24 protein-coding genes, 20 tRNA genes and 2 rRNA genes are annotated in these 24,579 nt (G+C 41.2%); 6 read left to right on the plus strand and 40 right to left on the minus strand.

What is annotated here, in order from left to right:
* Positions 1–9 precede the first annotated feature (9 nt).
* From M3205_RS11555 to M3205_RS11565, 3 genes are read right to left on the minus strand one after another with little or no spacing between them, the layout of a single operon-like run.
* The gene (locus M3205_RS11555) at positions 10–672 is read right to left on the minus strand and encodes a 3-oxoacid CoA-transferase subunit B (RefSeq protein WP_251170053.1); all 663 of its coding nucleotides are present in this window, start codon (positions 670–672) and stop codon (positions 10–12) included.
* Positions 657–1,355 (minus strand): CoA transferase subunit A, encoded by a 699-nt coding sequence (locus M3205_RS11560; RefSeq protein WP_251170054.1) that lies wholly within the window; start codon positions 1,353–1,355, stop codon positions 657–659. Before M3205_RS11560 ends, M3205_RS11555 begins: the two co-directional genes overlap by 16 nt.
* A 15-nt stretch (positions 1,356–1,370) precedes the next feature.
* Positions 1,371–2,732 (minus strand): aspartate aminotransferase family protein, encoded by a 1,362-nt coding sequence (locus M3205_RS11565; protein WP_251170055.1) that lies wholly within the window; start codon positions 2,730–2,732, stop codon positions 1,371–1,373.
* 274 nt (positions 2,733–3,006) lie between these two features.
* On the opposite strand from M3205_RS11565, the gene M3205_RS11570 reads away from it, so the two are divergent.
* Entirely contained in the window at positions 3,007–4,647 is a 1,641-nt protein-coding gene (locus M3205_RS11570; RefSeq protein WP_251170056.1) for a PucR family transcriptional regulator, read from the plus strand.
* 43 nt (positions 4,648–4,690) lie between these two features.
* Here the strand turns inward: M3205_RS11570 and ablB are convergent, their stop codons facing one another.
* The 5 genes from ablB to M3205_RS11595 form a co-directional block, all read right to left on the minus strand.
* Positions 4,691–5,503, minus strand: a complete 813-nt coding sequence (gene ablB / locus M3205_RS11575) for a putative beta-lysine N-acetyltransferase (protein WP_251170057.1) — start codon at positions 5,501–5,503, stop codon at positions 4,691–4,693.
* A gap of 14 nt (positions 5,504–5,517) precedes the next feature.
* Entirely contained in the window at positions 5,518–6,294 is a 777-nt protein-coding gene (locus M3205_RS11580; protein ID WP_251170058.1) for an amino acid ABC transporter ATP-binding protein, read from the minus strand.
* Positions 6,291–6,962: an amino acid ABC transporter permease gene (locus tag M3205_RS11585; RefSeq protein WP_251170059.1), complete on the minus strand. Its 672-nt coding sequence runs from the start codon at positions 6,960–6,962 to the stop codon at positions 6,291–6,293. Before M3205_RS11585 ends, M3205_RS11580 begins: the two co-directional genes overlap by 4 nt.
* 63 nt (positions 6,963–7,025) lie before the next feature.
* On the minus strand, positions 7,026–7,823 hold the full coding sequence (locus M3205_RS11590) for a transporter substrate-binding domain-containing protein (RefSeq protein WP_251170060.1): 798 nt from the start codon (positions 7,821–7,823) through the stop codon (positions 7,026–7,028).
* Positions 7,824–7,918: 95 nt separating this feature from the next.
* Positions 7,919–9,040, minus strand: a complete 1,122-nt coding sequence (locus tag M3205_RS11595; protein ID WP_251170061.1) for an NAD/NADP octopine/nopaline dehydrogenase family protein — start codon at positions 9,038–9,040, stop codon at positions 7,919–7,921.
* Positions 9,041–9,128: 88 nt separating this feature from the next.
* Between M3205_RS11595 and M3205_RS11600 the strand changes: the two genes are divergently transcribed.
* A complete protein-coding gene (locus M3205_RS11600) occupies positions 9,129–10,751 on the plus strand; it encodes a PucR family transcriptional regulator (RefSeq protein WP_251170062.1) in 1,623 nt (540 codons plus the stop codon).
* Between the two features lie 37 nt (positions 10,752–10,788).
* Here the strand turns inward: M3205_RS11600 and M3205_RS11605 are convergent, their stop codons facing one another.
* Positions 10,789–11,874 (minus strand): Rossmann-fold NAD(P)-binding domain-containing protein, encoded by a 1,086-nt coding sequence (locus tag M3205_RS11605; protein ID WP_251170063.1) that lies wholly within the window; start codon positions 11,872–11,874, stop codon positions 10,789–10,791.
* Between the two features lie 236 nt (positions 11,875–12,110).
* Between M3205_RS11605 and M3205_RS11610 the strand changes: the two genes are divergently transcribed.
* Both M3205_RS11610 and M3205_RS11615 read left to right on the plus strand, forming a co-directional pair.
* Entirely contained in the window at positions 12,111–13,745 is a 1,635-nt protein-coding gene (locus M3205_RS11610) for a bifunctional metallophosphatase/5'-nucleotidase (protein ID WP_251170064.1), read from the plus strand.
* A gap of 105 nt (positions 13,746–13,850) precedes the next feature.
* Complete coding sequence (locus tag M3205_RS11615; RefSeq protein WP_251170065.1) at positions 13,851–14,084, plus strand: hypothetical protein; 234 nt, start codon at positions 13,851–13,853, stop codon at positions 14,082–14,084.
* On the opposite strand, the gene M3205_RS11620 is transcribed toward M3205_RS11615, so the two are convergent.
* Positions 14,085–14,621 (minus strand): DUF3267 domain-containing protein, encoded by a 537-nt coding sequence (locus tag M3205_RS11620; protein ID WP_251170066.1) that lies wholly within the window; start codon positions 14,619–14,621, stop codon positions 14,085–14,087.
* A 255-nt stretch (positions 14,622–14,876) separates the two neighbouring features.
* On the opposite strand from M3205_RS11620, the gene M3205_RS11625 reads away from it, so the two are divergent.
* Positions 14,877–15,254: a hypothetical protein gene (locus M3205_RS11625; protein WP_285886267.1), complete on the plus strand. Its 378-nt coding sequence runs from the start codon at positions 14,877–14,879 to the stop codon at positions 15,252–15,254.
* A gap of 191 nt (positions 15,255–15,445) precedes the next feature.
* Here M3205_RS11625 and M3205_RS11630 read toward each other — a convergent pair whose 3' ends face one another.
* The 8 genes from M3205_RS11630 to M3205_RS11665 form a co-directional block, all read right to left on the minus strand.
* On the minus strand, positions 15,446–15,721 hold the full coding sequence (locus M3205_RS11630) for a hypothetical protein (protein ID WP_251170067.1): 276 nt from the start codon (positions 15,719–15,721) through the stop codon (positions 15,446–15,448).
* A gap of 97 nt (positions 15,722–15,818) precedes the next feature.
* Complete coding sequence (locus M3205_RS11635) at positions 15,819–16,688, minus strand: cation diffusion facilitator family transporter (RefSeq protein WP_251170068.1); 870 nt, start codon at positions 16,686–16,688, stop codon at positions 15,819–15,821.
* Positions 16,689–16,896: 208 nt separating this feature from the next.
* Positions 16,897–17,691 carry a DUF2935 domain-containing protein gene (locus tag M3205_RS11640; protein WP_251170069.1) on the minus strand — a complete coding sequence of 265 codons (795 nt, stop codon included), beginning with the start codon at positions 17,689–17,691 and terminating at the stop codon, positions 16,897–16,899.
* A 141-nt stretch (positions 17,692–17,832) separates the two neighbouring features.
* A complete protein-coding gene (locus tag M3205_RS11645) occupies positions 17,833–18,393 on the minus strand; it encodes a hypothetical protein (protein ID WP_251170070.1) in 561 nt (186 codons plus the stop codon).
* Positions 18,390–19,022: an SCO family protein gene (locus M3205_RS11650; RefSeq protein ID WP_251170071.1), complete on the minus strand. Its 633-nt coding sequence runs from the start codon at positions 19,020–19,022 to the stop codon at positions 18,390–18,392. The genes M3205_RS11645 and M3205_RS11650 overlap by 4 nt, the downstream gene beginning before the upstream one ends.
* A gap of 60 nt (positions 19,023–19,082) precedes the next feature.
* The gene (locus M3205_RS11655) at positions 19,083–20,777 is read right to left on the minus strand and encodes a cbb3-type cytochrome c oxidase subunit I (RefSeq protein ID WP_251170072.1); all 1,695 of its coding nucleotides are present in this window, start codon (positions 20,775–20,777) and stop codon (positions 19,083–19,085) included.
* 14 nt (positions 20,778–20,791) lie between these two features.
* Complete coding sequence (locus M3205_RS11660) at positions 20,792–21,256, minus strand: cytochrome c oxidase subunit II (RefSeq protein WP_251170073.1); 465 nt, start codon at positions 21,254–21,256, stop codon at positions 20,792–20,794.
* A gap of 12 nt (positions 21,257–21,268) precedes the next feature.
* Entirely contained in the window at positions 21,269–21,409 is a 141-nt protein-coding gene (locus M3205_RS11665; RefSeq protein WP_251170074.1) for a cytochrome c oxidase subunit 2A, read from the minus strand.
* 375 nt (positions 21,410–21,784) lie between these two features.
* Here M3205_RS11665 and M3205_RS11670 point away from each other — a divergent pair, with 375 nt between their 5' ends.
* Entirely contained in the window at positions 21,785–21,946 is a 162-nt protein-coding gene (locus M3205_RS11670) for a hypothetical protein (protein ID WP_251170075.1), read from the plus strand.
* Between the two features lie 19 nt (positions 21,947–21,965).
* Here the strand turns inward: M3205_RS11670 and M3205_RS11675 are convergent.
* The 22 genes from M3205_RS11675 to M3205_RS11780 form a co-directional block, all read right to left on the minus strand.
* Positions 21,966–22,042: transfer RNA gene (locus tag M3205_RS11675), tRNA-Ile, on the minus strand.
* Between the two features lie 50 nt (positions 22,043–22,092).
* A tRNA-Gly gene (locus M3205_RS11680) sits at positions 22,093–22,166 on the minus strand.
* Positions 22,167–22,180: 14 nt separating this feature from the next.
* Positions 22,181–22,254 (minus strand) — tRNA-Cys (locus tag M3205_RS11685).
* Positions 22,255–22,262: 8 nt separating this feature from the next.
* Positions 22,263–22,337, minus strand: a tRNA-Gln gene (locus M3205_RS11690).
* Positions 22,338–22,361: 24 nt separating this feature from the next.
* Positions 22,362–22,437, minus strand: a tRNA-His gene (locus M3205_RS11695).
* A gap of 11 nt (positions 22,438–22,448) precedes the next feature.
* Positions 22,449–22,522 (minus strand) — tRNA-Trp (locus M3205_RS11700).
* A gap of 14 nt (positions 22,523–22,536) precedes the next feature.
* A tRNA-Tyr gene (locus tag M3205_RS11705) sits at positions 22,537–22,620 on the minus strand.
* 22 nt (positions 22,621–22,642) lie between these two features.
* Positions 22,643–22,718: transfer RNA gene (locus M3205_RS11710), tRNA-Phe, on the minus strand.
* 163 nt (positions 22,719–22,881) lie between these two features.
* Positions 22,882–22,958 (minus strand) — tRNA-Asp (locus M3205_RS11715).
* Between the two features lie 3 nt (positions 22,959–22,961).
* A tRNA-Met gene (locus tag M3205_RS11720) sits at positions 22,962–23,035 on the minus strand.
* 185 nt (positions 23,036–23,220) lie between these two features.
* Positions 23,221–23,313 (minus strand) — tRNA-Ser (locus M3205_RS11725).
* Positions 23,314–23,336: 23 nt separating this feature from the next.
* Positions 23,337–23,413: transfer RNA gene (locus M3205_RS11730), tRNA-Met, on the minus strand.
* Between the two features lie 14 nt (positions 23,414–23,427).
* A tRNA-Ala gene (locus M3205_RS11735) sits at positions 23,428–23,503 on the minus strand.
* Between the two features lie 18 nt (positions 23,504–23,521).
* Positions 23,522–23,598 (minus strand) — tRNA-Pro (locus tag M3205_RS11740).
* A 5-nt stretch (positions 23,599–23,603) separates the two neighbouring features.
* A tRNA-Arg gene (locus M3205_RS11745) sits at positions 23,604–23,680 on the minus strand.
* 7 nt (positions 23,681–23,687) lie between these two features.
* Positions 23,688–23,762, minus strand: a tRNA-Gly gene (locus M3205_RS11750).
* A 7-nt stretch (positions 23,763–23,769) separates the two neighbouring features.
* A tRNA-Leu gene (locus M3205_RS11755) sits at positions 23,770–23,854 on the minus strand.
* Between the two features lie 16 nt (positions 23,855–23,870).
* Positions 23,871–23,946 (minus strand) — tRNA-Lys (locus M3205_RS11760).
* Positions 23,947–23,958: 12 nt separating this feature from the next.
* Positions 23,959–24,034, minus strand: a tRNA-Val gene (locus tag M3205_RS11765).
* A 4-nt stretch (positions 24,035–24,038) separates the two neighbouring features.
* A tRNA-Glu gene (locus M3205_RS11770) sits at positions 24,039–24,113 on the minus strand.
* A 27-nt stretch (positions 24,114–24,140) separates the two neighbouring features.
* Positions 24,141–24,257, minus strand: a 5S ribosomal RNA gene (gene rrf / locus M3205_RS11775).
* Between the two features lie 205 nt (positions 24,258–24,462).
* A 23S ribosomal RNA gene (locus M3205_RS11780) occupies positions 24,463–24,579 on the minus strand; the annotation flags it as partial.

The following is a 24,579-nucleotide window of genomic DNA, read 5'->3' on the forward strand; positions in this document are numbered from 1 at the left end:
CTTGAAAAGTTAAATAAAAATTGCCAAATCATCTGAAACCTGGAGTTCTGCTTCAGTATTTTCAAGTACTTCTTTAACTGTGTAAGGGCTCATTACTTCTTTTAAAAGAAGGCCTTCTTCTGTTACTTCAATGACCGCCATGTCTGTGATGATTAAATTGACACATTTCTTTGCTGTTAAAGGCAGGCTGCATTTCTTAAGAATTTTCGGGTCGCCATTTTTATTGATATGGTTCATAACCACGATCACTTTTTTTGCTTTATTCGCCAGCTCCATGGCACCGCCGATTCCCGGGACCCTTTTGCCCGGTACAATCCAATTGGCCAGATCCCCCTGCTCATCGACTTCCAATCCGCCAAGTATCGTGATATCCAAGTAGCCGGATCGAATAATACCAAAAGCAGTTGCACTGTCAAAATAAGAAGCACCTGGAACTAATGTGACAGGGAAGCCTCCTGCATTGCAGAGCATTTCATCTTCAAAGCCCTTTTCAGGAGACTCCCCCATTCCGAGAATTCCATTTTCCGCATGAAACATGACATGAATCTCTTCCGGGATATGATTGGAAACAAGTGATGGAATGCCAATCCCTAAATTCACAATCATTCCATCCTTTATTTCGTTCGCTGCCCGTCTTGCAATCTGGTTCCTCACATCTACTCCCACGCCCACTTCCAATTCACTCCTTCACTTGGAATCACCAAATCAACAAACACGCCCGGTGTGACGATACACTCGGGATCCAGCTCACCAGGGCCGACTATCTCATCAGCCTCCGCAATGGTGAACTCTCCAGCCATCGCCACCAAAGGGTTCGTATTTCTGGCACTTTTGTCATAAATCAGGTTGCCATAAATATCGGCCTTTTTCGCATGAACAATGGATACATCCGCTTTCAGCGGCAATTCTAATAAAAATTCCTTCTCATTTACAGTAACCTTTTGTTTCCCTTCCTCAACCATGCTTCCAAGACCGATATCTGTAAGAATTCCTTCAATCCCGACTCCGCCCGCGCGGATTCTCTCAGCCAGAATTCCCTGAGGTGAAAACTCTACATCCATTTCTCCTGTAGCCATAAGCTGGCCCGCAGCCGGATTTGATCCAATATGCGATGCTATTAATTTCTTCGCCCGTCTTCTGCTGACTAATTTCCCAATACCAATTTCAGGAAAACCAGCATCGTTTCCAATCAAAGTCAGTTCCTTCACCCCTTTTTCATAGATTCCCTGGATGAGTGTCGGCGGGTTGCCAACTCCCCCGAATCCTCCATACATTAAAATACTTTGATCATGGATGCGGGAAAGGGCTTCTTTCAATGTACCGACTTTGCCGGCATTCCTTATAGTTTTCTTCATCGTTTTCCACCCTTCCTAAAGTGCTTTATATCTATTTAAGTTCACTTCATTCTGAATTTCGGTCATAGTTTCAAAGAAAATATCAATCAGCTTATCTATTTCATGCCTTTGGATGGTCAGAGGCGGAGATATAATAACAGCGTCTCCATCTCCCCCCTCTATTCCAGCTGAAGAAGGATAAATAAGCAGCCCCTTATCCCGGGCTTTATTTACAATCATGTTGGTAAGAGATAACTCTTTACTGAAGGGAAACTTAGTAAATACATCTGAGACAAATTCAATCCCGACCATTAACCCTTTGCCCCTTATCTCGCCGATAAACGGAAAATTCCTCTGCCTATTCCTAAGCTGATCCAATAAATACACACCATTTTCTGCACCTTTTTCGACTAATCCGTGCTTTTCTATATAATTCAAAACGGCCAGTGAAACAGCTGCAGACTGTGGATTTGCACTATAGGTATGTCCGCTCATAATCGAGCCGGACCCCTGTATAATCGGTTCCATTACCTTATCACTGACAAGGGTGGCCGCCATTGGTGTATACCCGGCACTCATACCTTTCCCAAGCGTGATGATGTCAGGTTTTACTCCCCAATGCTCCATCGCAAACATTTTCCCTGTCCGCCCTATGCCTGTCATAACCTCATCAGCAATAAATAATATATTATGAAAATCACAGATTTCTTTTATTCTTTGGTAATAGCCTTCTGGTGGGACTATCACTCCGCCAGAAGCACCGACAATGGGCTCTGCAATAAAAGCCGCAATACTTTCCGCTCCATACCGTTGAATTGCCGTGTGCAGTTCTGTTGCGCAGGACATCTGGCACCCCGGGTACATTTCATTAAATGGACACCGGTAGCAATTAGGGGCTGAAACGGCAGGATTCTCATCAAGCAGCGAATGGAATCTTTTCCGTCTTTCAGCATGGCCGGAAAGCGATAAAGCCCCCATGGTTATTCCGTGATAGCTCGTCCAGCGTGAAATCACTCTGTTTCTACGGTATTCACCCTTCTCCTGCCAGTGCTGGATGGCTATTTTCATGGCTGTTTCCGTTGCTTCCGACCCGCTGTTTACAAAAAAAGAGCTATAATTTTCCTCGTTTCCAAAGGCCAGTTCATTCAGTTTTTCTGCAAGTTTCTCTGCAGGTTCCGATGTCATTTGTGAACGATAAACAAACGATACCTTTTGCGCCTGTTTGTACATGGCTTCAACAACTTCCTCAACCGCATGGCCAATGCTCGCTGTCACAGCGCCAGATGACCCGTCCAAATATTGCTTACCTTGATCATCATAAAGATAGACACCCTGCCCATACACAGCTTTAGGGTATTCAGCCCTATGCACCGGTTTAATTAGAAATGAACGTTTCATACTGCATTCTCCTTTTGTTGGTTTAACAGTTAGGCCAAATGTTATTTATCCATATCTTAATTCAAAATTCAGACATTTTATATTCTCCAAACCCATATAAATTTAAGCTGTTTTATTATACAATCAGTACAATAAAATAAATTTAACACTTGCGGCCATCTAACCTTTCAATCCTATTTATCAAAAGCCATTTACCGAGCTATCAATTTTTACATTAAAAGGATTTTAATTGTACAAAACACACTAAACATAATATGGTAAAGGAATGGTTGTCTTGAGTATCAGCATCTATGAGGCACTGAATCTTCCGGTAATGAAAAATACAAAACTTGCTGCGGGGTATAATGGTGTTACGAATATCATTAAATGGGTCACTATTGTTGAAGTCATTGAAGATATCAATCGTCTCCAAGAAGGGGAATTCCTCATTACGACCGGCTATGGACTAAAGGATAACAGCAGAGAATTCGAACGGCTCCTGTCAATGAAGAAACTTTCCGGGGCAGCTATATATACAGGTTTTTACTTAGACTACATTCCTCAGTCTTTTATAGATATCGCAAATGAAAACGATTTGCCGTTAATTGAACTGCCAACGGAAATCAATTTTTCCATCATCACAAAAAGCATCCTAGAGCAAATCCTGAATAAACAAATGGAAATGATCTCTTTTTCCCTGGATACCCATAAGAAATTAACACAGCTGGTTCTGCAAAATAAGGGGCAAAATATCATTTCCGATACCCTTTCAGAGCTGACCGGATCTTCGATATTTGTTATGAATGAAGCTAGCGAAGTCACTTATTTTGTTAAAGCCCATAATGACCTGAAATTTGACGGAGATAAATTATCCGTCAAAAAAAGCGACTTGCCGTATCAGGAACTTTCTTCGGATTGTCAGGAAAAAAGGAAGCCTATCGAATTAGATTATGAAGATTTTAAGGTCCTTTTTTATCCGATTATTGCAAATGAAAAAGAGTATGGCTGTCTAATCGCTTTCAAGGAACTTGAAGAATGGCAAGAATTGCATCTTAATGCCATTGAGCATGCTGCAACTGTCTATGCCATCGAATATTTAAAGGAAGATGCAGTCATGCAGACGCAAATTAGGCTTCGCGGAGAATTTTTAGAAGAATTAATTAATAAAAACTTTCAAACCTCTTCCATCGCTCTTGAACGCGGAAAAAAATTAGGGTATGACTTATCCATTAACCAGGCAGTTCTGCATATTAAAATAGGTAAATTCCTGGATAGCCTTGAACACAGGAAAAGCATGGATTCTCTATATAGCCACGCTGTTATGACATTGGAAAAACTCGGACGGCAATTTATTGTCCGCGAACGACTGGATGGTTTAATCATTCTTTTTGAAGTAAGGCAAGAAGACAAAAAAAACTTGAAGCAGGACAGCCTTGAGGCTGCAGAACTGCTTCTTAACAGGTGGAGAATTAAAAATCCCGACATCCCCCTGGTGATTGGAGTGGGTAAATCTTACTCGGATATCAATCAATTGAGCCATAGTGCAGCCGAAGCAAATTATGCAGCGGACCTGGCCCATCTTCTTTTATGCCCCAAATATATCATCCATTACGATGATTTGGGCACATTTCATCTCCTGATCCAGATGAAGGAAATGGGATTGAGCCTTAAGGATTTTTACGAGGAGCATATTGGGGAACTGCTGAAGAAAAGCAAGCAAGGAATCAATCTCATTGAAACGCTGGAAGCCTATTTTAAAAATAACCTTAATTTACAAAGTACATCAGAAGAACTATTTATCCACCGCCACACGCTTAAATACCGATTAAACCTTATTCAAACCCGAAGCGGCTATGATTTAAATTCAGCAGATGAAAGGCTGAAATTACAGATTGCCTTTGCAGCTTATAAGCTTGAGCAATATTATCAGAATTAAAATAGGGCCAGGCAATTGCAGTGAATTGCCTGGCCCTTTTCTATTAAAAACTTTTTGTCCAAATATTCATATCCTCATAGCCTGAGGAAATAACACAGTTGTTAACGAGTGTACCCTCATATTGGTATCCAAGCCGCTTAACGGTCAAGTTCATTCCATGAGATTGTGCCCTGGTTAACGAAAATAACGTTTGAACTCCATTTTCTTTTAGCCTTTTTTCCAATTCAAGAATAATAGAATATATTAAGCGGTTGCCGCGGAAGTCTGGATCTGTTGCACAATCGGTAACCTCTGCACAGTTAAATTCCTCCATGACCATAGCCGAAGCTGCAGATACGATTTTCCCATTATGCCTGATTGCTGTAAAAAAGTAATCTTTGCCCATCACTTGCTTTAAATAGTCTGGATCATGAACATCTGTTGGATAATATTTAAATACCTTTTTGTACAAGGCAGCCAATTCATCTGCATCTTTCTCAGTAACTTCAATCATTTCAAAGTCCTCTTTTAAAATAACCTTTGAAATCTCCTTACTGTCACTAACAGCCGCTTTTAGAATTCCCTGGTTCTCATCAAAGGCAGAGCTTTCCTTCCTAGTTGATTTCGGATATTTTGCAAAGATTTGCCCATCCTTCCCGTGGAAAAAACCGCTTATCTTGCCTTCCATAATATATCCATTTTCTCTAAATCGTCCCGCATGTTCAGGCAAAGTATATACGATTACTTTGCTTGGATAGTATTCTTTTTCCAAGGAAGATATATGCTTCACACTAGACTCATCTGCCTTAACAATATAACTGACAATTCGGTCGTTATATTTGTCAACTTCAAACTTATTTCCCAGACAAATATTCACGTATACTAAACCTCCTAAGAAAGAGCATTCAGGAAAGAGCGGAGCCTTTCGTTTTCTTTGTTTTCAAAGATTTCTTTCGGTGTCCCCTGTAATGCCAGCTTTCCTTGTTCCATAAAGCAAATACGGTCTGCTACTTCTCTGGCAAAACCCATTTCATGTGTTACACAAATCATAGTCATTCCCTCGTTAGCCAGGCTTTTCATAACCTGTAAAACCTCTCCGATCAATTCCGGATCAAGAGCAGAAGTTGGTTCATCAAACAGCATAACCTTGGGTTTTACGGCAAGAGCACGGGCAATTGCCACCCTCTGCTGCTGGCCACCGGAGAGCATTTGAGGATAAACGTCCTTCTTTTCAAGTAAACCCACTTTTTCCAATAAACTCTGGGAATACTCCTTTACTTCATCCTTATCCCGTTTGGCCACGTTAATGGGTGCGCACATTAAGTTCTCAAGAACAGTCATATGGGGAAAAAGATTAAATTGCTGGAATACCATTCCGATTTCCTGCCTGATCTTATTGATATCTGTTTTATCGCTGTTTACTTGAGTATCATTGAGGAAAATCGCTCCATCCGTTGGAATTTCAAGTAAATTAATGCATCGAAGCAAAGTACTTTTCCCGGATCCGCTTGAGCCAATTATGACTACTACTTCTCCTTTATTGACTTCAAGAGATACATCCTTCAGGACCTCGAGATCTCCAAAGCTCTTCCGCAAATTATTTATCTTAATTAATGCCTCAGAAGGAACAGTTTCCTTAGCCCCTGCTTGGTTTGCTAATGCATTCATGCAGCACTCCTCCTTTCACCGACCGATAGTTTTCGCTCCATTACACCAAGAAGTTTGGAAAGTGAATAAGTCATTGTAAAATAAATGATGGATGTGACCACAAAGAACTCAAGGAACGCAAAGTTAACACTGGCGAACCTTTCAGTACTATGCATTAGCTCATTTGCTGTGATAACAGAACACAGGGATGAATTTTTCAATGTAATAATAAACTGATTGCCCAATGGAGGTAAGCTCACCCGTAAAGCCTGAGGCATGATAACTTTTTTCATTGCCATAAAGTAACTCATTCCAAGTGACCTTGCAGCTTCCATCTGACCAAAAGGAATAGATGAGATGCTCCCACGGAAAATTTCAGAAACATAGGAACCTGCGTATATGCCAAGCCCCAGTACCGAGGCGGAGAAAGCACTTAAGCTTAAACCTAATTCAGGCAATACATAGTAAACAAGATATAACTGGACAAGCAACGGAACTCCGCGAATAAAAGCGATATAGCCATCGGAAATTTTTTGAAGAACTTTATATTTTGATATTTTCATAAGCGCTGAAATTCCTCCAATGATAATTGAAGCTATAATAGCCAGCGCAGATATTTCAATTGTTAAAAGGGTTGCTTCCAATAAAAATGGTATATATTTAGCTACTAATGAAAAGTCGAAAGTCATAATTTTCCCCCAATCCTGCTGTTAAAATAATCTGTGTTTATTCTTAGCGGATATGAATAATGATTACCGTATATCAATTCCAAACCATTTTTCACTGATTTCTGTGTAGGTTCCATCTTCTTTCATTTCGTCAATAATTTTTTGGATTTCTTCTGTTAACTCAGGATTATCCTTTCTGATTGCGATGCCAACCTCATCTACAAAAAGACTTTCATCGGCAATTTTGTATGGGTATCCTTTTGTTTTTATCGCATAAGCAGACATAAGCTTGTCCGAAATAACTGCCTCAAGACGGCCATTGCCCATATCAGTAAAGGCATCTGCTCCGGCACTATAGGTTTTCACATCTGCTCCTAATTCAATAGCCTTTTCTTCAAAGGTTGTGCCTAGTCCTACACCAACAGTTACACCATCAAGATCTTTACCTTTATTGATTTTTGAGTTTTCCGGAACAATGATTGCCCCTCCAGACGTGTAGTAATGGACAAAATCCACTTTTTCCTTTCTTTCATCTGTAATGGATAAACTCCCTAGGATAATGTCATATTTCTTAGTTAATAAGCCCGTGATAATGGCATCCCACTCGGTTGTCACAGGTTTAAACTCTACCCCCAGCCGTTTTGCAATCTCTTTAGAGATATCAACATCAAAACCGTCTAATTCATTTTTATCGTTGATATAGTTGAATGGAGGATACTTCCCGCCCATAGCAACAGTTAAGATTTCTTTTTCCTTGATTTTTTCTACCATATTTCCGGAGCCCTCAGCTTTTCCGGAACTCGAGTCTGAACCGCATCCCGCTAAAATAACCATTAATGCCAGCAATAAGATTGATAATAACCTACTCTTTTTAATTAGCATTTATCATTTCCCCTTTTCCAAATTTCATTTCTTGAACTAATTATAGAATTTTCAGATAAATCAAACCATCAACATTTCCCTAAAAAACCGAATGTTTATTTATCCAAATGTATAAAAAGACCATCCCCCTCTTTCAAATAAGTATTTAATTGGCCAATGGTCATATCGTGAATCCCCATGGATTTCAAAGTTCTTCCACTTTCCAGGAAGTCCTGACCTAATAAATAGGAGGCCATTGTAATGCTCGATTCTGTTAACCTTACATCGACTCCTGTTTTTTTGGCTAATTCAAACCAAGGGACCAATCCATAGGGTACATCCTCTGTCAGATAACGATGATCCAATTCTTCCGGACCTTTGGCTGTAAGATGCGGACTAGTAGAAATCATTTCATGCCAGTTTGAATTTGAAGTGACATAACCTGTATTCATTACCCGTTCCAAGTATGGAATTACATTAAGTCCAAGAGACTTTCCTACTCTGATTCTCTCTTCATCAAGTTTTTCAAGTACACCGGCAATTCTTGAAGTTACCCCCTCTTGAAAGTGATAATACTCTCCCTTTGCCCGTTCAATTGTGCCCGCATTAAACAGACATGGAAGAACGTTCAACACAGGATTTCCATTATGAAAACCAACTTCCAGGACATTTTCAGCAGGCTTCACCTTTGGGTAAAGCTTACTAAATGCATCAACAAATACAGAGTTTTGTGCTGATGGAAAGGCCGAAGCCCAAATTTGCTTCACATATAATTTAATATGGACTGCTGACTCTCCATTCATCTTTCGGCAGGCATAAGGAAGCGTGTTCGTTTCCGCTAATATATAACGGGCCTTTACCCCTTGTTCTTTAAATATCTTATTAAAGCAAAGGCTTCCACCTGTGTATCCCGGAATAAGCACGATGATTTGATTATCTCTGATATAAGGCGATATCATCTCTGCAATTCTTTCATGTGAAGCAGAATGCGAGATTACAAGGATTATATCTGCAGCAGTAACAGCCTTTTGTAAATTGGTTTCGATATCAGGTGCATGAGCTATCCCTGAAATTTCACCAGTCATTTTTATTTTTCCGGATTCTATCAGCGGAAAGAGATTTGACTGATACTCTGGAAGCTCATAGATAGTAACATCAAAGCCTTTTAGCTTTAAATCGCCGGCTGCAGCATACCCTCCATGACCTGCTCCGATGATTGTAATTTTACTATAATCCAAAAGTTTCACCTTCCTTTCGAATGAGTATTACCCTATAATGTATTCTAATAATAACCTAAACTGCAAATCTGATTGGAGGTACCTTCGTGTGATAAACTTACGAGAGATGTTAGCGCTTCCAATACTCAACAGCTCCAATCTTATATCAGGCAATAAAGGATTAAGCAAACCTGTCAGATGGCTGACCATCCTCGAACTGCTTGATGATATAGACAAGCTTGAGAGGGGGGAAGTTCTTTTAACGACTGCCTTTGATTTATCTTCCAATGAAGAAATGAAAAAGAATTTAATCAAGAAGCTGCATGATCAGGGCGTCTCTGGAATCATTATTCAAACCGGGTATTATTTGGAGGAAATCCCTCACGAAATGGCTGTTCAAAGCAATCATTACAACTTTCCTATTCTAGAACTCCCCAAAACTGTTTCTTTTTCAGAAATCACAAAGGTAGTCCATAAACATATCCTAAATAAACAATTTGAAGAAATTCACTTTTCAGAAGAAATGTATCGCAAATTTACTGATATCGCTGTAAATAACCAAGGGCTGCTGCCGATCGCAAAGGCTATGGGCACTTTAATTAAAGGACATATCAGTATTTTCGATATACACATGAATGAACTTTGTTCTGTCATTTCTTCTGATCCCAAATTGAATTTACCAGATAACTTCTGTCGCGAAATTCTATACCAATATAGGGAACAAGAAGACAATTCACCTTTAAGAACCTCTGCAAAATTAGAATTTGAACATAATTCTGTTCTGATTGTGCCTGTTAATTCCAAAAATGATATATTCGGTTATATTGTTGGAGTAAAAGCTGACGCCTTCAATGATCTAGAAGAAATCGCTGTCCAGCATGCTTCAACAATATCAGCTTTGGAGTTTATTAAACTTTCAAGCCTTGAAGAAAAAGATAATCAGCTGAAATCAGATTTTCTTGAGCTTGTCCTGACAGGCAATTACACAGATGAGCTTACAATTTATTCAAAAGGTGAGGCATTGGGGTATAAAATCGGTTCTCATGACACATGTGTCGCTATCATTAAATTAGATGAATATGATCAACTTTCTTCCAAAGAAAGTGCAAGGATTGATAGAAAGCTTCAGCAGCTCCTTATGAAGAGACTCCAGGACAATGCTTTTAAAACTTTATTTAAAAAGTTAAATGGCCACTTTGTTATTCTCATCACCAGGGAAGCGTCCATCAAAGTGAATATTACCGATGTCCTTACTGCTGTTCAGTTTGAGGTTCAGTCTTTGTACGATACTACCCTTTCGATTGGGATCGGGAATTACTATAATGACTACAGCGAATATCGTTTCTCCTACAAGGAGGCCCAGGAATCTCTGTTCATAATTGATTCCGTCTGGAAAAATAACAAATGCATACACCATAAGGATTTAGGATTATATAAACTGTTGCTCCCTCTGCTCCAGGATAAGCAGCTAATTAATAACTTTCACAAAAATGTCCTCAATGATCTTATTAATGATAAGGAATTACTGGAAACATTAAGAGTTTACTTGGAGGATCTGAAAATAAACGAATCCTCTCAAAAGTTATTTATCCATCGGCATACGTTAAAATACCGGATTAAAAAAATTGAGACGATCACACAGCGCAAAATTTCCAATTTTCATGACCGGATCGAGCTGGAACTTGCTTTAATTATTCATAACATGCTGGATAAAGACACTGACAGCCAATAAAATCCTGATAGAAGGATTATTTCCTTCTATCAGACCGCTATCTTGAAACCATTACATGTTCTTCAAAGTAGCTGATGGTTGCCCTGGCTAATGCCCTTTCTATCTTATCATCAGAATTTGCTTGGGGGTTACACCCTTTATTCAATAGTACATTTATGAACGGCCAGATTTTCTCTCCATACACCTCCATGCATTCCTTTGCCATAACACTTGGCCAAGCATTGCAGCTAATAGCTGTCCTTCTATTAGCAGTATTGATGACTGAAGGTATTTTTTTTTCCCATTCTATTTCATCCGGCTGGAAAATAAATTTGTCGATATTTCCATGCGGCAGTCCTTCAATAGCTTTTTGTTGAATTCCATCTTTTTGAATTTCATATGGATCTGCTGTTAAGTCCAAGACCACAGCACTCTCTGGAAGCACTTCAAGCCATTCATTTGGAATAATAACCAATTTAGCATCCGGCCTTCTCGTTGCATCGATTAACAAATCAGTCTTTCCAAGAATTTCTTTTATCGAATCAGGAAATTTTGTAACTTCTTTTTCTAAAAACTCAATGGTTACACCTTTTGCCCCCGCTGCCTCAAACCCTTGATTGGTATACTCCTGAAAAGAATACCTTGCCGCCTGAAATCCTAAATTGCCCATCCCAAGAATAGACACTTTAAGAGCTTTTCCCTTAAATTGAGCAGCATTCTTCTTGAGCTCATTAAAGGCAGTATGAACTCCCCCTAAAGCCGTCATTTCATACGAGACAACTAAGCGTCTATAGAAATCATCCACAATGGAATCTAAAGAAAAACTATTAATATGGTTTTCTTTTAATTTCTCAAGTAAAGCTGGCCTTGTCTCATAATGAAGCATGGATAGTAGCCCTGAGGAAGGATTCATCAGTTCCAACGACTCAATTTCAGGAACCCGGATAACAACAATTAGATTCTGTTTAAAGACTGTGTTCCGATCCACAAACTTTAGATCACTGTTAACTCTCAGATAATCTTCCTCTGAGTATCCCAGCTTTTTGCCATAGCCTATTTCAAGAAAAACCTGCACATTTGATGAATGAAAATTTTTAAAAAAAGATGGAAGGAAGTCTCTTTTTTCACCTTCCTCTTTATCCATTATTGGAAACCCTATTGATCTAACTTCTGAAGATAAGATAGGGAGCCCCCCTCACTTAATATTTTCTGAATTTATATAATATTAACTCATTTGTAAGGCATTTAATATTTACACCTGGTATAAATATCAGTTGAATTTTTATCCAAATAGACAAAACGCGTATCAATATTAAAACTAGTGGTAAGCTTTATTCATTTAACAAATACTATGGCTGACCTAAACTTAGGAGGCATTCTATGAAATCATTGATCTCCCTCATATTAATCAGTTTCATCGGATTGAATCCTTACAGCAGCCAAGTATTAGAGAAACATATCTGGGATCAGCAAGGCCTCTCTGAGGATTATCATGGCCATATTGAAGATCGCTCAGATGGGCCCTACAAGAAGATACAACTGCTTGGAATCAACGATTTCCATGGCCAGCTGAATGTAACCCGGCAGATTAACGGCAGACCAGCAGGACGTGCAGATTATCTCGCTGCGTATTTGCGCCACCGTGCCGCAGAAAATGAAAATACCATCCTGCTTCATACTGGAGACATGATAGGAGCCAGTCCTCCTTTATCTTCCCTCCTGATGGATGAACCGACCATTGAGTTTTTGAATAAGATGGGGTTTGATATTGGCACCATCGGTAACCATGAATTCGACAGAGGCCTGGATGAACTGCTTCGCTTACTAAATGGCGGAAGCCCTTCAGTCGTAAAGAATTACCCTGGTTCCCGCTTTCCATGGATTGCAGCCAATGTTACCAGTCATAAGTCAGGCAAGCACCTTCTCCCCCCATATAAAATATTAAATGTGAGCGGGGTCCCAATAGGGTTTATCGGGGTGATCATGAAACAAGCACCAAGTTTATCCGCACTAAATAGTGTGAAGGGTCTTACCTTCACTGATGAAGCGGAAGCTATCAATAAGTATACCCGGGAACTTAAAAAGCAAGGAATAAGAGCCATTGTGGTACTGGCTCATGTTCCTGGCAAATCAAATCAAAAAGGAGAACTAGCCACAGGGCAGCTAATAGAATTGGCCCATCAAGTGGATGACGAAGTGGATATTATGTTCGGAGGCCACAGTCATGCTTATCTGAACAGTGTGGTGGATGGGAAGCTGTTGGTCCAGGCCTATTCATATGGCACCGCCTTTTCTGATGTGGATATCGAAATAGATCCCAGGACAAAGGATATTGTCCGCAAGAATGCTGAAATTGTGAATGTTTTTCAAGAGAATATCCAGCCTGCAAGCGACATAACCAGAATGATCGAACGATATGAAAGAAAAGTAGAGCCTGCTGTGAACAGATATATTGGCACTGCTGCTATACCCATCACAGCTGCCCGAAACAGAAGCGGGGAGTCCGCCCTGGGCAATCTTATTGCGGATTCAGAACGGGCAGCGATGACCACAGATTTCGCTTTCATCAATCCAGGAGGAATCCGCGCAGACATTGACGCCGGCCGTATTACATGGGGAAACTTATATTTCGCGCTTCCCTTCAGTAATCAATTGGTTAAAATGCATCTGACAGGCACCCAAATCCGTGATGTCCTTAATCAGCAATGGCAGCCGAATATAACAAGAATTCTACAGATATCAGGACTCACTTATACTTGGGATGACAGAAGGCCCATAGGTGAAAAAGTAAAGGATATATACCTTATGGACGGTATAAAACTCGAACCGGACAAGACCTATTCGGTCACTGTAAACACTTATCTCGCTAATGGAGGAGATAATTTCACCGTATTTCTAAATGGTATAAATAGAGTGACCGGCCCCAACGATATTGATGCACTGGAGAGGTATATTCAGCAGCTACCGCAGTCGTTTAGTTATGCGATTGATGGACGCATAAAGAGAGTGAACTAAAAAGGACAGTCCCGGAGACTGTCCTTTTTTCTTTGCATATTGATACTAATAGCAGGATCTTGCTCATATCCTTCCAATAGGATTAAAAATGAAAGGAATAGGTTAATGAAAAAATATATTTATTTTCTCATGCTGTTCGGTGTCTTCTTTCCATTATTCCATAAGACAGCAATAGTGTATGAAAACTGGAGATTGTGCACCACTGCTTCTAAATTAATCGGGATCCGCCTTTATGGTCTGGATTTCATGAGAAACCTGCTCATATCAACACTGGCAGCCCTCGCTGCTTTCTATTTCACGCAGCTATTTATTAGATGGGACAGCAAATATAAAAGCTAGCTATTCATAAACCATAAATTGTGGTTTAGTCGGATGGTCAATGACAAGAGCCTCATTCGAAAATTTTAATAGCTTTTGATACAAAATGAGATCTCCCAGACAACCAACTGTCAATATCGCTCCCAGGATCGATAATCCAGGCATGTTAAACACAACTCCCAGAATAAGCGGCAGTAAGCCAGTCGGAATAAATGGCAACAATAACACCTTTTTCATCTGCTGAACTGTCACAGGCTGTTTGGCATGAGCATAAGCTATACCCATTTTCAGGTTGACTCCCCAGGACATTTCCTTCCAAGGAACACCGCCAATATAGTGAAAACCCGCCAAATGAATGGCTTCATGCAAAATAACGATTACGACCATGCCAGCAAAAAATAATAGCATACCCATAAGATCAAAAGTCATTTCCCCGCCGCCATAAATCACAGCATGTAAAAAGAGGACCCCAATTATAAGTGCCAACGTTGCAAAAAACAAATAAATCTGCAGCTTCATCATCGAAACAGAAACAACGGTTGCTTTTTTATTATCCAATTTTTCACCCCATCAGAGTTAGTCAATACCCATATCTACGGATCAAGCAACAGCGAAGTTTCAGATTCCTCTCCTTCTTTTGCCTCAGTCTCAGTTTTTCATAATGTACAGTTTCTGCCCAAATGGACCTAAAGTAGCGAAAAACACTGTTACCGCCACTGTTAGACTTGTATAATCAAGGCAAGAAAAAATGAAAGGACAGTGATAAGAAAAGTGCTGTATATCTGGGATATTGAAAAAATCATTTTACATACATTGAACGAGCAACGCCTCAAAATAAATTACGAGTTCAGCAATACACTCGCTTCACCTATGAGCTACAATGTCTCAACGAATACAATAAAATTTAACTACCTGAAGGTGAACGGCTACATAGCTAAAATTAATTTTAAAATAAAAGAGACAAATGAGAACCTGGTAAAATTAATGCTTTACCATGAGATCGGCTATTATCTGGATTTCAAGAAAAACAAACATGACATCAGAACGCTTATGTACGGAGAAGATGATGAGAAAGAACAGCTCATGGCAGAAATAGAAAGAAACTCCTGGGATTATGGGAGGGGTATTGTACCTGAACATCTGGTCAATGCCTATGATATGTTTAGGGAATTGGATAAAGTGTTCAGTTAAGGAAGATTTGTAAATCTTGATTTTATTAATAATAATGGGAACCTCCAATTCACTAGGTTCCCTAAAACTTTATACTTCTTTCTTTTTGCATAAGTCATAAATGCCCGCAAAGCACCGATACACAGAAATTGGAACGAGCAGTTTAGAGACCAAAAGTTATTCACGAAAAAGAACAGCTTGCGCTGTCCTTTCTATACGCTTCCTGATGCTGACCCGATGGCAACCAGTATCCAAAAGCCGAACTTGTATATAAATGTTCCAATTCCAAGTATAAGTCCCGTCCAGCACATCCCTTTGCTCTGACCCTTTTTCAGCCCCACTGCACCAAAAATAATGGCCAGGATCCAGGCTGGCAGAAGAAACCATCCAATAAACGGTATCAGTCCTAATACAATCCCGCATATGCCAAGAACCAGTGAAGCTACAGCCATTCCATTGCTCTCCATCTTTGCCTGCTGCACTTCCATCGCATCCCCTCCTTCTTTCTATGGATACGCGTGATTTAGTAATAAAAGAACCGTATTCGTTTTAATTAGAGTTAATTTCTGGATAGTTTCATTTGACTCAATTTGGCTCCACATGAACATGCACATCATAAACACCATGGTCATGCATCATGACTTTTTCCACATGTGTCGCAATATCATGGGCTTCCTTAATATCAAGTGTGGAATTAACTAAGATAACTACATCGATAACTTCATTATTGCCGTAGCTTCTACCTTTAATATCTTTTATTCCTTTAACCCCGTTTACTTTTTTGATGGCATCCTGATATTCTTTAATCTTTTCTTCATCAAATCCGTCTGAAAGCTCATGGGAAGCTTGTACAAAAATATCCCAAGCCGTTTTGCATATTAATAGCCCGACAATAATGGCTGTTAAAGGATCAAGCCATGGCATGTTCAGCTGTGACCCAAATATGCCGATTGCTGTTCCTATACTCACCCAGGCGTCTGAAATATTGTCCTTTGCAGCTGCCATTACGGCCTTACTGTTAATTTTATTCGCTAATTTCCTGTTGTAGCGGTACACAAAGTACATTGCAGCTGCAGAAAAAACTCCCGTATATGCCGCAAAAATATCAGGAGATTCATTAACACCTTCAAACATGGATGAAACAGCATTCAGCAGGACCTGAAGACCTACAGCAGCCATAATAAAGGAAGCTACCATAGAAGCAATGGTTTCACTCTTCCAGTGACCATACCCATGATTTTTATCCGGAGGACGCTGGGAAATCCTAAGACCTATAAGCACTGCAATTGAAGCAATAATATCCGTCGTATTATTCAATCCATCCGCTTTCAAAGCGGCAGAATTACTCACATATCCAATTGTTAATTTTAGTATAGAAAGACATATATAAGCCGCAATGCTAATAACCGCAGCACGCTCACCCAACTTAAGGTTTCGATACTTTTCTTCTTCCATGCCCTAGCCTCCTATATTACCCTTGATTATATTACCAAGCGGCATTCGGGTGGGTCTAGAGCAATCTTTTTGTCTTTTATTAAATAAATAAGCAAAGTGCAATTAAGTTGCACCAATGAAAAATCAAGCCATCCCGTAAAAGGCTGGCTTGATTTGCATCACCTTAATGTGTAAAAAGAATGGAAATAGAATTTGAACATCCTTCTAATCAAATCGAAGCCCTCTTGAGATTCGCCTCAAACATATCGATTATTTCCAAAAACCGCTCTGCTTCCCTAAATGTATGGTCAGCCAGAAGAGGATGAATATTGCTTTTGATCCGGCATGCCTCTATTAATTCTCTGGCAGTTTTCTTAAAATCTCTTAATGAAGCAACCGATACTTTATTCTGGTTTAAGAATTGGCTCAGAATCGGTTTCGTTTCAGATTGCGGCTGCATAGATTCCAGATCCACAGCCTGGAATAGCAATTGATCGAAATCATGGCTGAACTCCCTGGCCTGTTCAACCAGCTTTCTTTCAGATGGGTCTAATAGATGGCCGATAAACTTAGCATGATCAGCCATAATCTTCAGGAAAAATACATTCTCCTCTATAATGGCTTCAGGCTTTGGAGCAAGCACCCCTGAATTAAGCTCTTTTAAGCGATTAGCAAAATAAGCTGCTTCTCTGCTGATATGGTCAATCAATAAAGGGTAATTATTTGAACGGATTTCGCACCTTAATGTCAGACCCAATACTTTTCTTTTATAACTCCAGATTGCGGCAGCAGCCTGATAAACCTCGTTATTAAAATTTTGCACTTGGTTAAGTTCCGAATTTACATTAAACCTGGCCAGCTTTTCCTCAATTCTTTCAAACAATGCAATAAACTGCTGTGCTTCGGTAATTAGCTGTTTCTGTTCATATGTAAAACCCAAACTTAAAAATAAGGCATGTTCTTTCATGATTCTGGACCAAAACTTAATTTCGTCCAACGATCTAGCGACTATTGGATCTGACATGTCTTTCCCTCCTTAATTGCTCACTCCTTCTCAAATATATTAATGATATTCACCTGTAATTCCATATTTTTATTCTGCAAACTGGCTATAAAAACATCCTAAAATGTAAAAACTGCTCCCACGACGGCAGCAGTCCTTCTTTTACTCATATTTTGATAAATCCACAAAATAGCTATAAATCAAGTAAACCACCATCGCAAACGCGGTTGAGATAAAACCCCAGCCGAGCGTAATCTGCTCGATAATCAGATAGTTATTGCAAAGCTGTACAGGGGACCATATATATAGCCATCCCAGAGCTAAAAAGAGAATGGTAAAGAAAATAATGAGTGCATGCTTCCAAAATGAACTTAGCTTTGGCCAGCTGTCCCGCAATGGCACCCCAGCCAAAAATGGCAGTGAGATAAACTTAAAGATTTCTACACTTGTAAGCGTCAATGCTTCATCCATCGTCCTTGGCAGAGACCAATACACCATAATAATGGAAAACAGCAATAGTCCCGGTACTCCGTTTTCATTCCATTTTGAGAAAAACTCCGGAAAACGATGCTGAAAGAACTTCGCCATAAACAATCCAGAGATTATGAGCAGCGGCATTTGCATATGCATATGCGTAATCATAATAGACTCCAGCAAATTAGCTACTGGCGGGAGCATCAATGCAAAAAGCAGAAGCAACCCGTAAACTGGTGACTTCATCATTCTTCCCTCCCGCTGTGCAGAATCTCCGTTACCCGATCAGCCGCTTTTTCAATCAAGGTGTAGTCCATGACTTCGATTAACTGTCCTTTGGGGTTCACCAGATAAAAAGCCGAGTTATGGGCAAAGTTGCCGTATTCATCCGGTATGACAATAACGCCAAACCGCTCCAGCAAAGAGTCAAGTTCCTGCTGTTCGGGAATCCTCGCCATTCTCCACGTTTCTCCGTCACTGCCGAAAGCCTTTCGGTAAGTATCCAATGTTTGGGGATCATCCCTCTCCGGATCAAAGCTGATGCTAAGGAATTGAATGTCGTGACCAATATACTCTTTCGGAATCCTTTTATATACTTCAGACATATTAACTTCAAGTTCGGGGCAAACCGTACCGCATGAAGTATATAAAAAAGTAATAAAAACATACTTCCCATCAAATTCCGAGAAAGAGTAGGTCCTTCCACTATTGTCTTCAAGTGTTATATCCGGGAACTGAGGCTTTTCAGCCATTAACTGATTAACCCTGGCTGTTTCAGCAGTAAAAGCCTGAAACCCATCTGTGCCATTGTAAAAAAGGATTATGCCAAACATCAGTACCAGCAAGCTGGATAAAGCCGTTCTATTTTTTTGAAACATGATTCATCACGTCCTTTTAAAAGAAAGAGACAGCCCAGCTGCCGAGCTATCTCTCATACCTTACCAGGTTTTGAATGGAGGTGAACCTGGAGGCGCATTGACCATGAAATCGACCAATGGAATGACATATGCCATGCCGACAAGGACAATCATACACACAACCCACAATCCCCAGCGTTCTGTCCATCTAGGTGTTGGCGCTTCATCCTCTTCCACTTCCGCAATAGGGAATTCTGTGTTTCCTTTTGGTGCAAAGAACATGAGATAGAAAACTGCGTAAACCTGCATAAGGACACCAATCATTAGAAGTGTTCCACCGATTGCCAGGAAGAATAGATAAGGATCCCAGCTTAGAGCAGTTGCATTATCAAAATATGTTGAATAGGAAGTCCTTCTTGGAGATCCCAGCAGACCCACCCAGTGCATCGCACCTGACATGATGATCATACCGATCGTCCATATAATTGTTTGAATAACCCCAAGCTTGTTGATCTGCGGTGTCAGAACTCTTTTAGATACATAAGGAATGAGCCAATAGATTAGGCCAAAGAACGTCATAACTACTGACATGCCAAGTGTTAAGTGAAAATGGCCAACGACCCACATCGTGTTATGAACTACCTGATTCAATTGGTTTGTAGTTTGAGCAATACCGCCGGCGCCTGCAGGGATAAAAGCAGCCATTGCGATAAATGGTGCAAGGAATCTGACGTCTCCCCATGGAAGCTTCTTATACCAGCCAACAAGTCCTTTTCCGCCTTTTCTTCTAGCTGTGCGTTCAAAGACTGCAAACATTGCATATGCAGTCATTAATGAAGGGAAGCCAATGGCCAAACTCATAAACACGTGCATGTATTTCACAGGTTCAGAAATACCCGGGTCAATAATTTGATGGTGGAAGCCGCCGGTAATATTCATGATTACTAGTGCAATAACCACTATCCTTGTCAAGAGGTCATTCCATCTTCGGCCGCCAATAACCTTCGGCACAATGACATACCAGGCAGATACAGCTGTTAGATACCAGATGTTAACCAGCGTATGGCCAAACGCCCAGAACAGTGTACGCGCAACCATAACATTTATCGTCTCAACCCATCCAAAAGCCCAAGGAATTATAGTAAATACTTCGATTGCTACAGGTAAGCTTCCGAAGAACAAGAGAACAAAAACGCCGGTTGCAAAGAAAGAAAGAATCGGGACATGCTTGCCAGGATTTCTCTTTCTCCAGCTGGCCACATTGATAAAGGCACCAAAGGCACACATCCATACACCCAATACGATAAATACTAAGCCGATATAGAAAATAGGCGAAGCAGCCATTGGCGGATAGAAAGTATACATAACAGATGCTTCATTCATTAAAATCGGAATCACCGCTAGGACAAATCCGAAAATCTTCATCCAAAAGCCTATCCATGCCATCTTTCTGACCTTAGGAAGCAGGCCGCCCAGTGTATGGGATAACCCAGCATAGAAGTATCCAATTGTGAAGAACGCTGACAGTACGACTACCAGCAGAAGGCCATGAGCTGTCAGAACCTGATAATAATTTAGCCATGCAGGCAATTCGAGCATTCCAGCCCGGTTCAGGCCTTGCACCAGTCCGAGTATTCCTCCCAGAAGGATGGCCAAGAAAGCAACAGATAAATATGATTTCGTTAATTTTCCATCCTCGAGGCTAATCCCCATAACTTTATTTGCTTTATCCTTAAAAACTTGTGTTTTTCCTGATTGTTTAATAACTGTTTCCACTGTCTATCCCCCCTTTATTTCACTGTAATGGTCGTGCTCATCATTTGATGACCTGCACCGCAGTACTCATTGCATAGAACCAAATATTCGCCCGACTTATCAAATTTCTGAGTGATCTTTTGTACATAACCAGGCACAACCATTGCATTTAAGTTAGTTTCGGCAACCTGGAACCCGTGCACGACATCTTTTGACGTCAATGTAAAATGAACTGTTGATCCTGCAGGCACTTCTATCTCACTTGGAGTAAAACTGAACACTTGAAGAGTCATAACTACTTCATATTCATTCTCACCGATCTTCTTAATTCCTGGTTCATCAAACGGTGCTGTTTCATCCACTTTCTGAGGATCAATTCGCTCTCCATAACTTGGCGGCCCCATTTCAAAAGCGAATGCCTGATAGCCCGCGATTAACATGAATCCAATAATCATTCCAAAGCTCAAAATAAGCCATACCTTTTCAGAACGATGCATCATTGTTTATCCCCCCTATATTCTGGCCATATACAGGCCGTACAAGATTAAATACGTAACAAAGATCCCAAGCCCTACAACTGTAACTGAAAAGAACGTACCCTTTAGTGAGTTTTGTTCTTTTGAACTGCTTTGGTCCACTTTTTGTGTATCCACCTTCCATCAGCTCCTTTACTTTCTTACTTACATCATAGTTGAGAAAGGTTTTCATAAAAGTGAAATGAATCACACTTTTTTCATATTCACTCAAAGGCAATAAGGTTGTGATTTCGGCTAAAACACTGTAGTATCAAGGGTTTTCTTCATCGAATGGTGCTCTGGCAAGAATAACGGTTCACAAATAGTTCACAATAAGGCAATTCACCAGTATGTGATCACGTAAATGGTCAGATAGAGTATCAAACTAAGTTATCCAAAAAGATAAATTGGGGTTTTATTCTAAGATAAAAGTGTGGTTTTAAGCTAACCGGCAGATTAATTAAAATTTAAGATAGGGGGGAACTATTGGGAATGTTTTTGTAAGCTTTTTCATTGGCAGCAGGTGCGTTCTCTTTTTCATTAGTATCAGATGATAGCATTAAAGAACTCGAAAGGAGAGTGAAAAATTTAGAAGAAAAAACAAATAAAAACGATGGCCATGCTAAACTCAAGAAGGTTCACATAAAGAAAAAAACTAATCCCGATTGGAATTAGTTGATAATGGTATGTATAATGGTGGGCCTAAATGGACTCGAACCATCGACCTCACGCTTATCAGGCGTGCGCTCTAACCAGCTGAGCTATAGGCCCATATGTGTCTAGCTTCGGCTCCTGCGAACAGTCGCCTACGCATTTCATTTTGGAGCGGGTGAAGGGAATCGAACCCTCATCATCAGCTTGGAAGGCTGAGGTTTTACCACTAAACTACACCCGCAAATAAATTTGGTTTGGAGGCAACACCCGGATTTGAACCGGGGATGGAGGTTTTGCAGACCTCTGCCTTACCACTTGGCTATGCTGCCTTGAAAAATGGCTGGGCTAGCAGGATTCGAACCTGCGAGTGACGGAGTCAAAGTCCGGTGCCTTACCGCTTGGCTATAGCCCAAAATCAAATGCAAAAAAAGAATAATGGGGCGATTGATGGGAATCGAACCCACGAGTGTCGGAGCCACAATCCGATGCGTTAACCACTTCGCCACAACCGCCACTATCCTACTGGCAGGGGTAGTAGGAATCGAACCCACATCAAAGGTTTTGGAGACCTTCGTTTTACCATTAAACTATACCCCTATATAAAACGTAAATGGTGGAGGGGGGCAGATTCGAACTGCCGAACCCTAAGGAGCGGATTTACAGTCCGCCGCGTTTAGCCACTTCGCTACCCCTCCAAGTCTGTAAAGACTAAGAAAATGGTGGCTCAGGACGGAATCGAACCGCCGACACAAGGATTTTCAGTCCTTTGCTCTACCGACTGAGCTACTGAGCCTTATAAATTATTTTTCCTAAATACTGTTTGGCTTCGTCCTTCGTCCCGATTTGACAATCGGTACGCTGAAGTGATTCATGGTAGCTTATTCGGTCGTGCTCTACCGACTGAGCTACTGAGCCTTATAAATTATTTTTACTTAAATAACACATTCTTGTAAAAATGGCGGTCCGGACGGGACTCGAACCCGCGACCTCCTGCGTGACAGGCAGGCATTCTAACCAACTGAACTACCGGACCAGATTGCGGGGGCAGGATTTGAACCTGCGACCTTCGGGTTATGAGCCCGACGAGCTACCGGACTGCTCCACCCCGCGATAATATTATTTATGTGTTTTTTCTATGCTCACATCAGGCATTTCATCGCAGATTAATCAATGAAGTACCGCCCCGATTTCAGAAAGATTATTCAAGCAGCAACTCAATCGGTGCGCTGAAGTAATTCCTTCGAAGCTTACTCGGTCGTGCTCCACCCCACGATAATATTATTAAAGATAAAATATGGAGGAGGAAAGGGGATTCGAACCCCTGCGCGGTTTGACCCGCCTGTCGGTTTTCAAGACCGATCCCTTCAGCCGGACTTGGGTATTCCTCCGTTGTTGTAAATAATAATCGTATTGGTAGCGGCGGAGGGGATCGAACCCCCGACCTCACGGGTATGAACCGTACGCTCTAGCCAGCTGAGCTACACCGCCGAAATGATTATATATGGTGGAGCCTAGCGGGATCGAACCGCTGACCTCCTGCGTGCAAAGCAGGCGCTCTCCCAGCTGAGCTAAGGCCCCACGTAAAAGAAGTGTCACTGGTCGGGAAGACAGGATTCGAACCTGCGACCCCTTGGTCCCAAACCAAGTGCTCTACCAAGCTGAGCTACTCCCCGTATTATGGCGCGCCCGAGAGGAGTCGAACCCCTAACCTTTTGATCCGTAGTCAAACGCTCTATCCAATTGAGCTACGGGCGCAAAATAATGGAGCGGAAGACGGGATTCGAACCCGCGACCCCCACCTTGGCAAGGTGATGTTCTACCACTGAACTACTTCCGCTTAAAAATGGTGCGGGTGAAGGGAGTCGAACCCCCACGCCTTGCGGCGCCAGATCCTAAGTCTGGTGCGTCTGCCAATTCCGCCACACCCGCATTATGAAATTAAAAATGGTGAGCCATGAAGGACTCGAACCTTCGACCCTCTGATTAAAAGTCAGATGCTCTACCAACTGAGCTAATGGCTCGTACTAAAGTTATGGTGGAGGATGACGGGATCGAACCGCCGACCCTCTGCTTGTAAGGCAGATGCTCTCCCAGCTGAGCTAATCCTCCAAAATGGTGACCCCTACGGGATTCGAACCCGTGTTACCGCCGTGAAAGGGCGGTGTCTTAACCGCTTGACCAAGGGGCCAGATAATATATTAAAGTAAAAAGGATTGCCCGGCAGCGTCCTACTCTCACAGGGGGACAGCCCCCAACTACCATCGGCGCTGAGAAGCTTAACTTCCGTGTTCGGTATGGGAACGGGTGTGACCTTCTCGCTATCGCCACCGGACTATTTGGTTGAAGAAACTTCGTTCCCTCAAAACTAGATAATGTATGAAGAAGAATTTGCCGAGTATTCACCAATATGACTTGTCTAGCTTCGGCTCCTAACTTCTCAGCCGTTTCGATCCGTCCCTCCAAATCCCAAAACCAGGATTTGAATGACCGGCTCTCCAACGTCTCTCGAAGTTGAACAGTCGCCTCTGCTTTTCGTTTTGGTTAAGTCCTCGATCGATTAGTATCAGTCAGCTCCACATGTCGCCACGCTTCCACCTCTGACCTATCAACCTGATCATCTTTCAGGGATCTTACTAGCTTGACGCTATGGGAAA

Origin of the sequence: Cytobacillus firmus (assembly GCF_023715565.1) — a bacterium.
Lineage (GTDB): Bacteria > Bacillota > Bacilli > Bacillales > Cytobacillaceae > Cytobacillus > Cytobacillus firmus_C.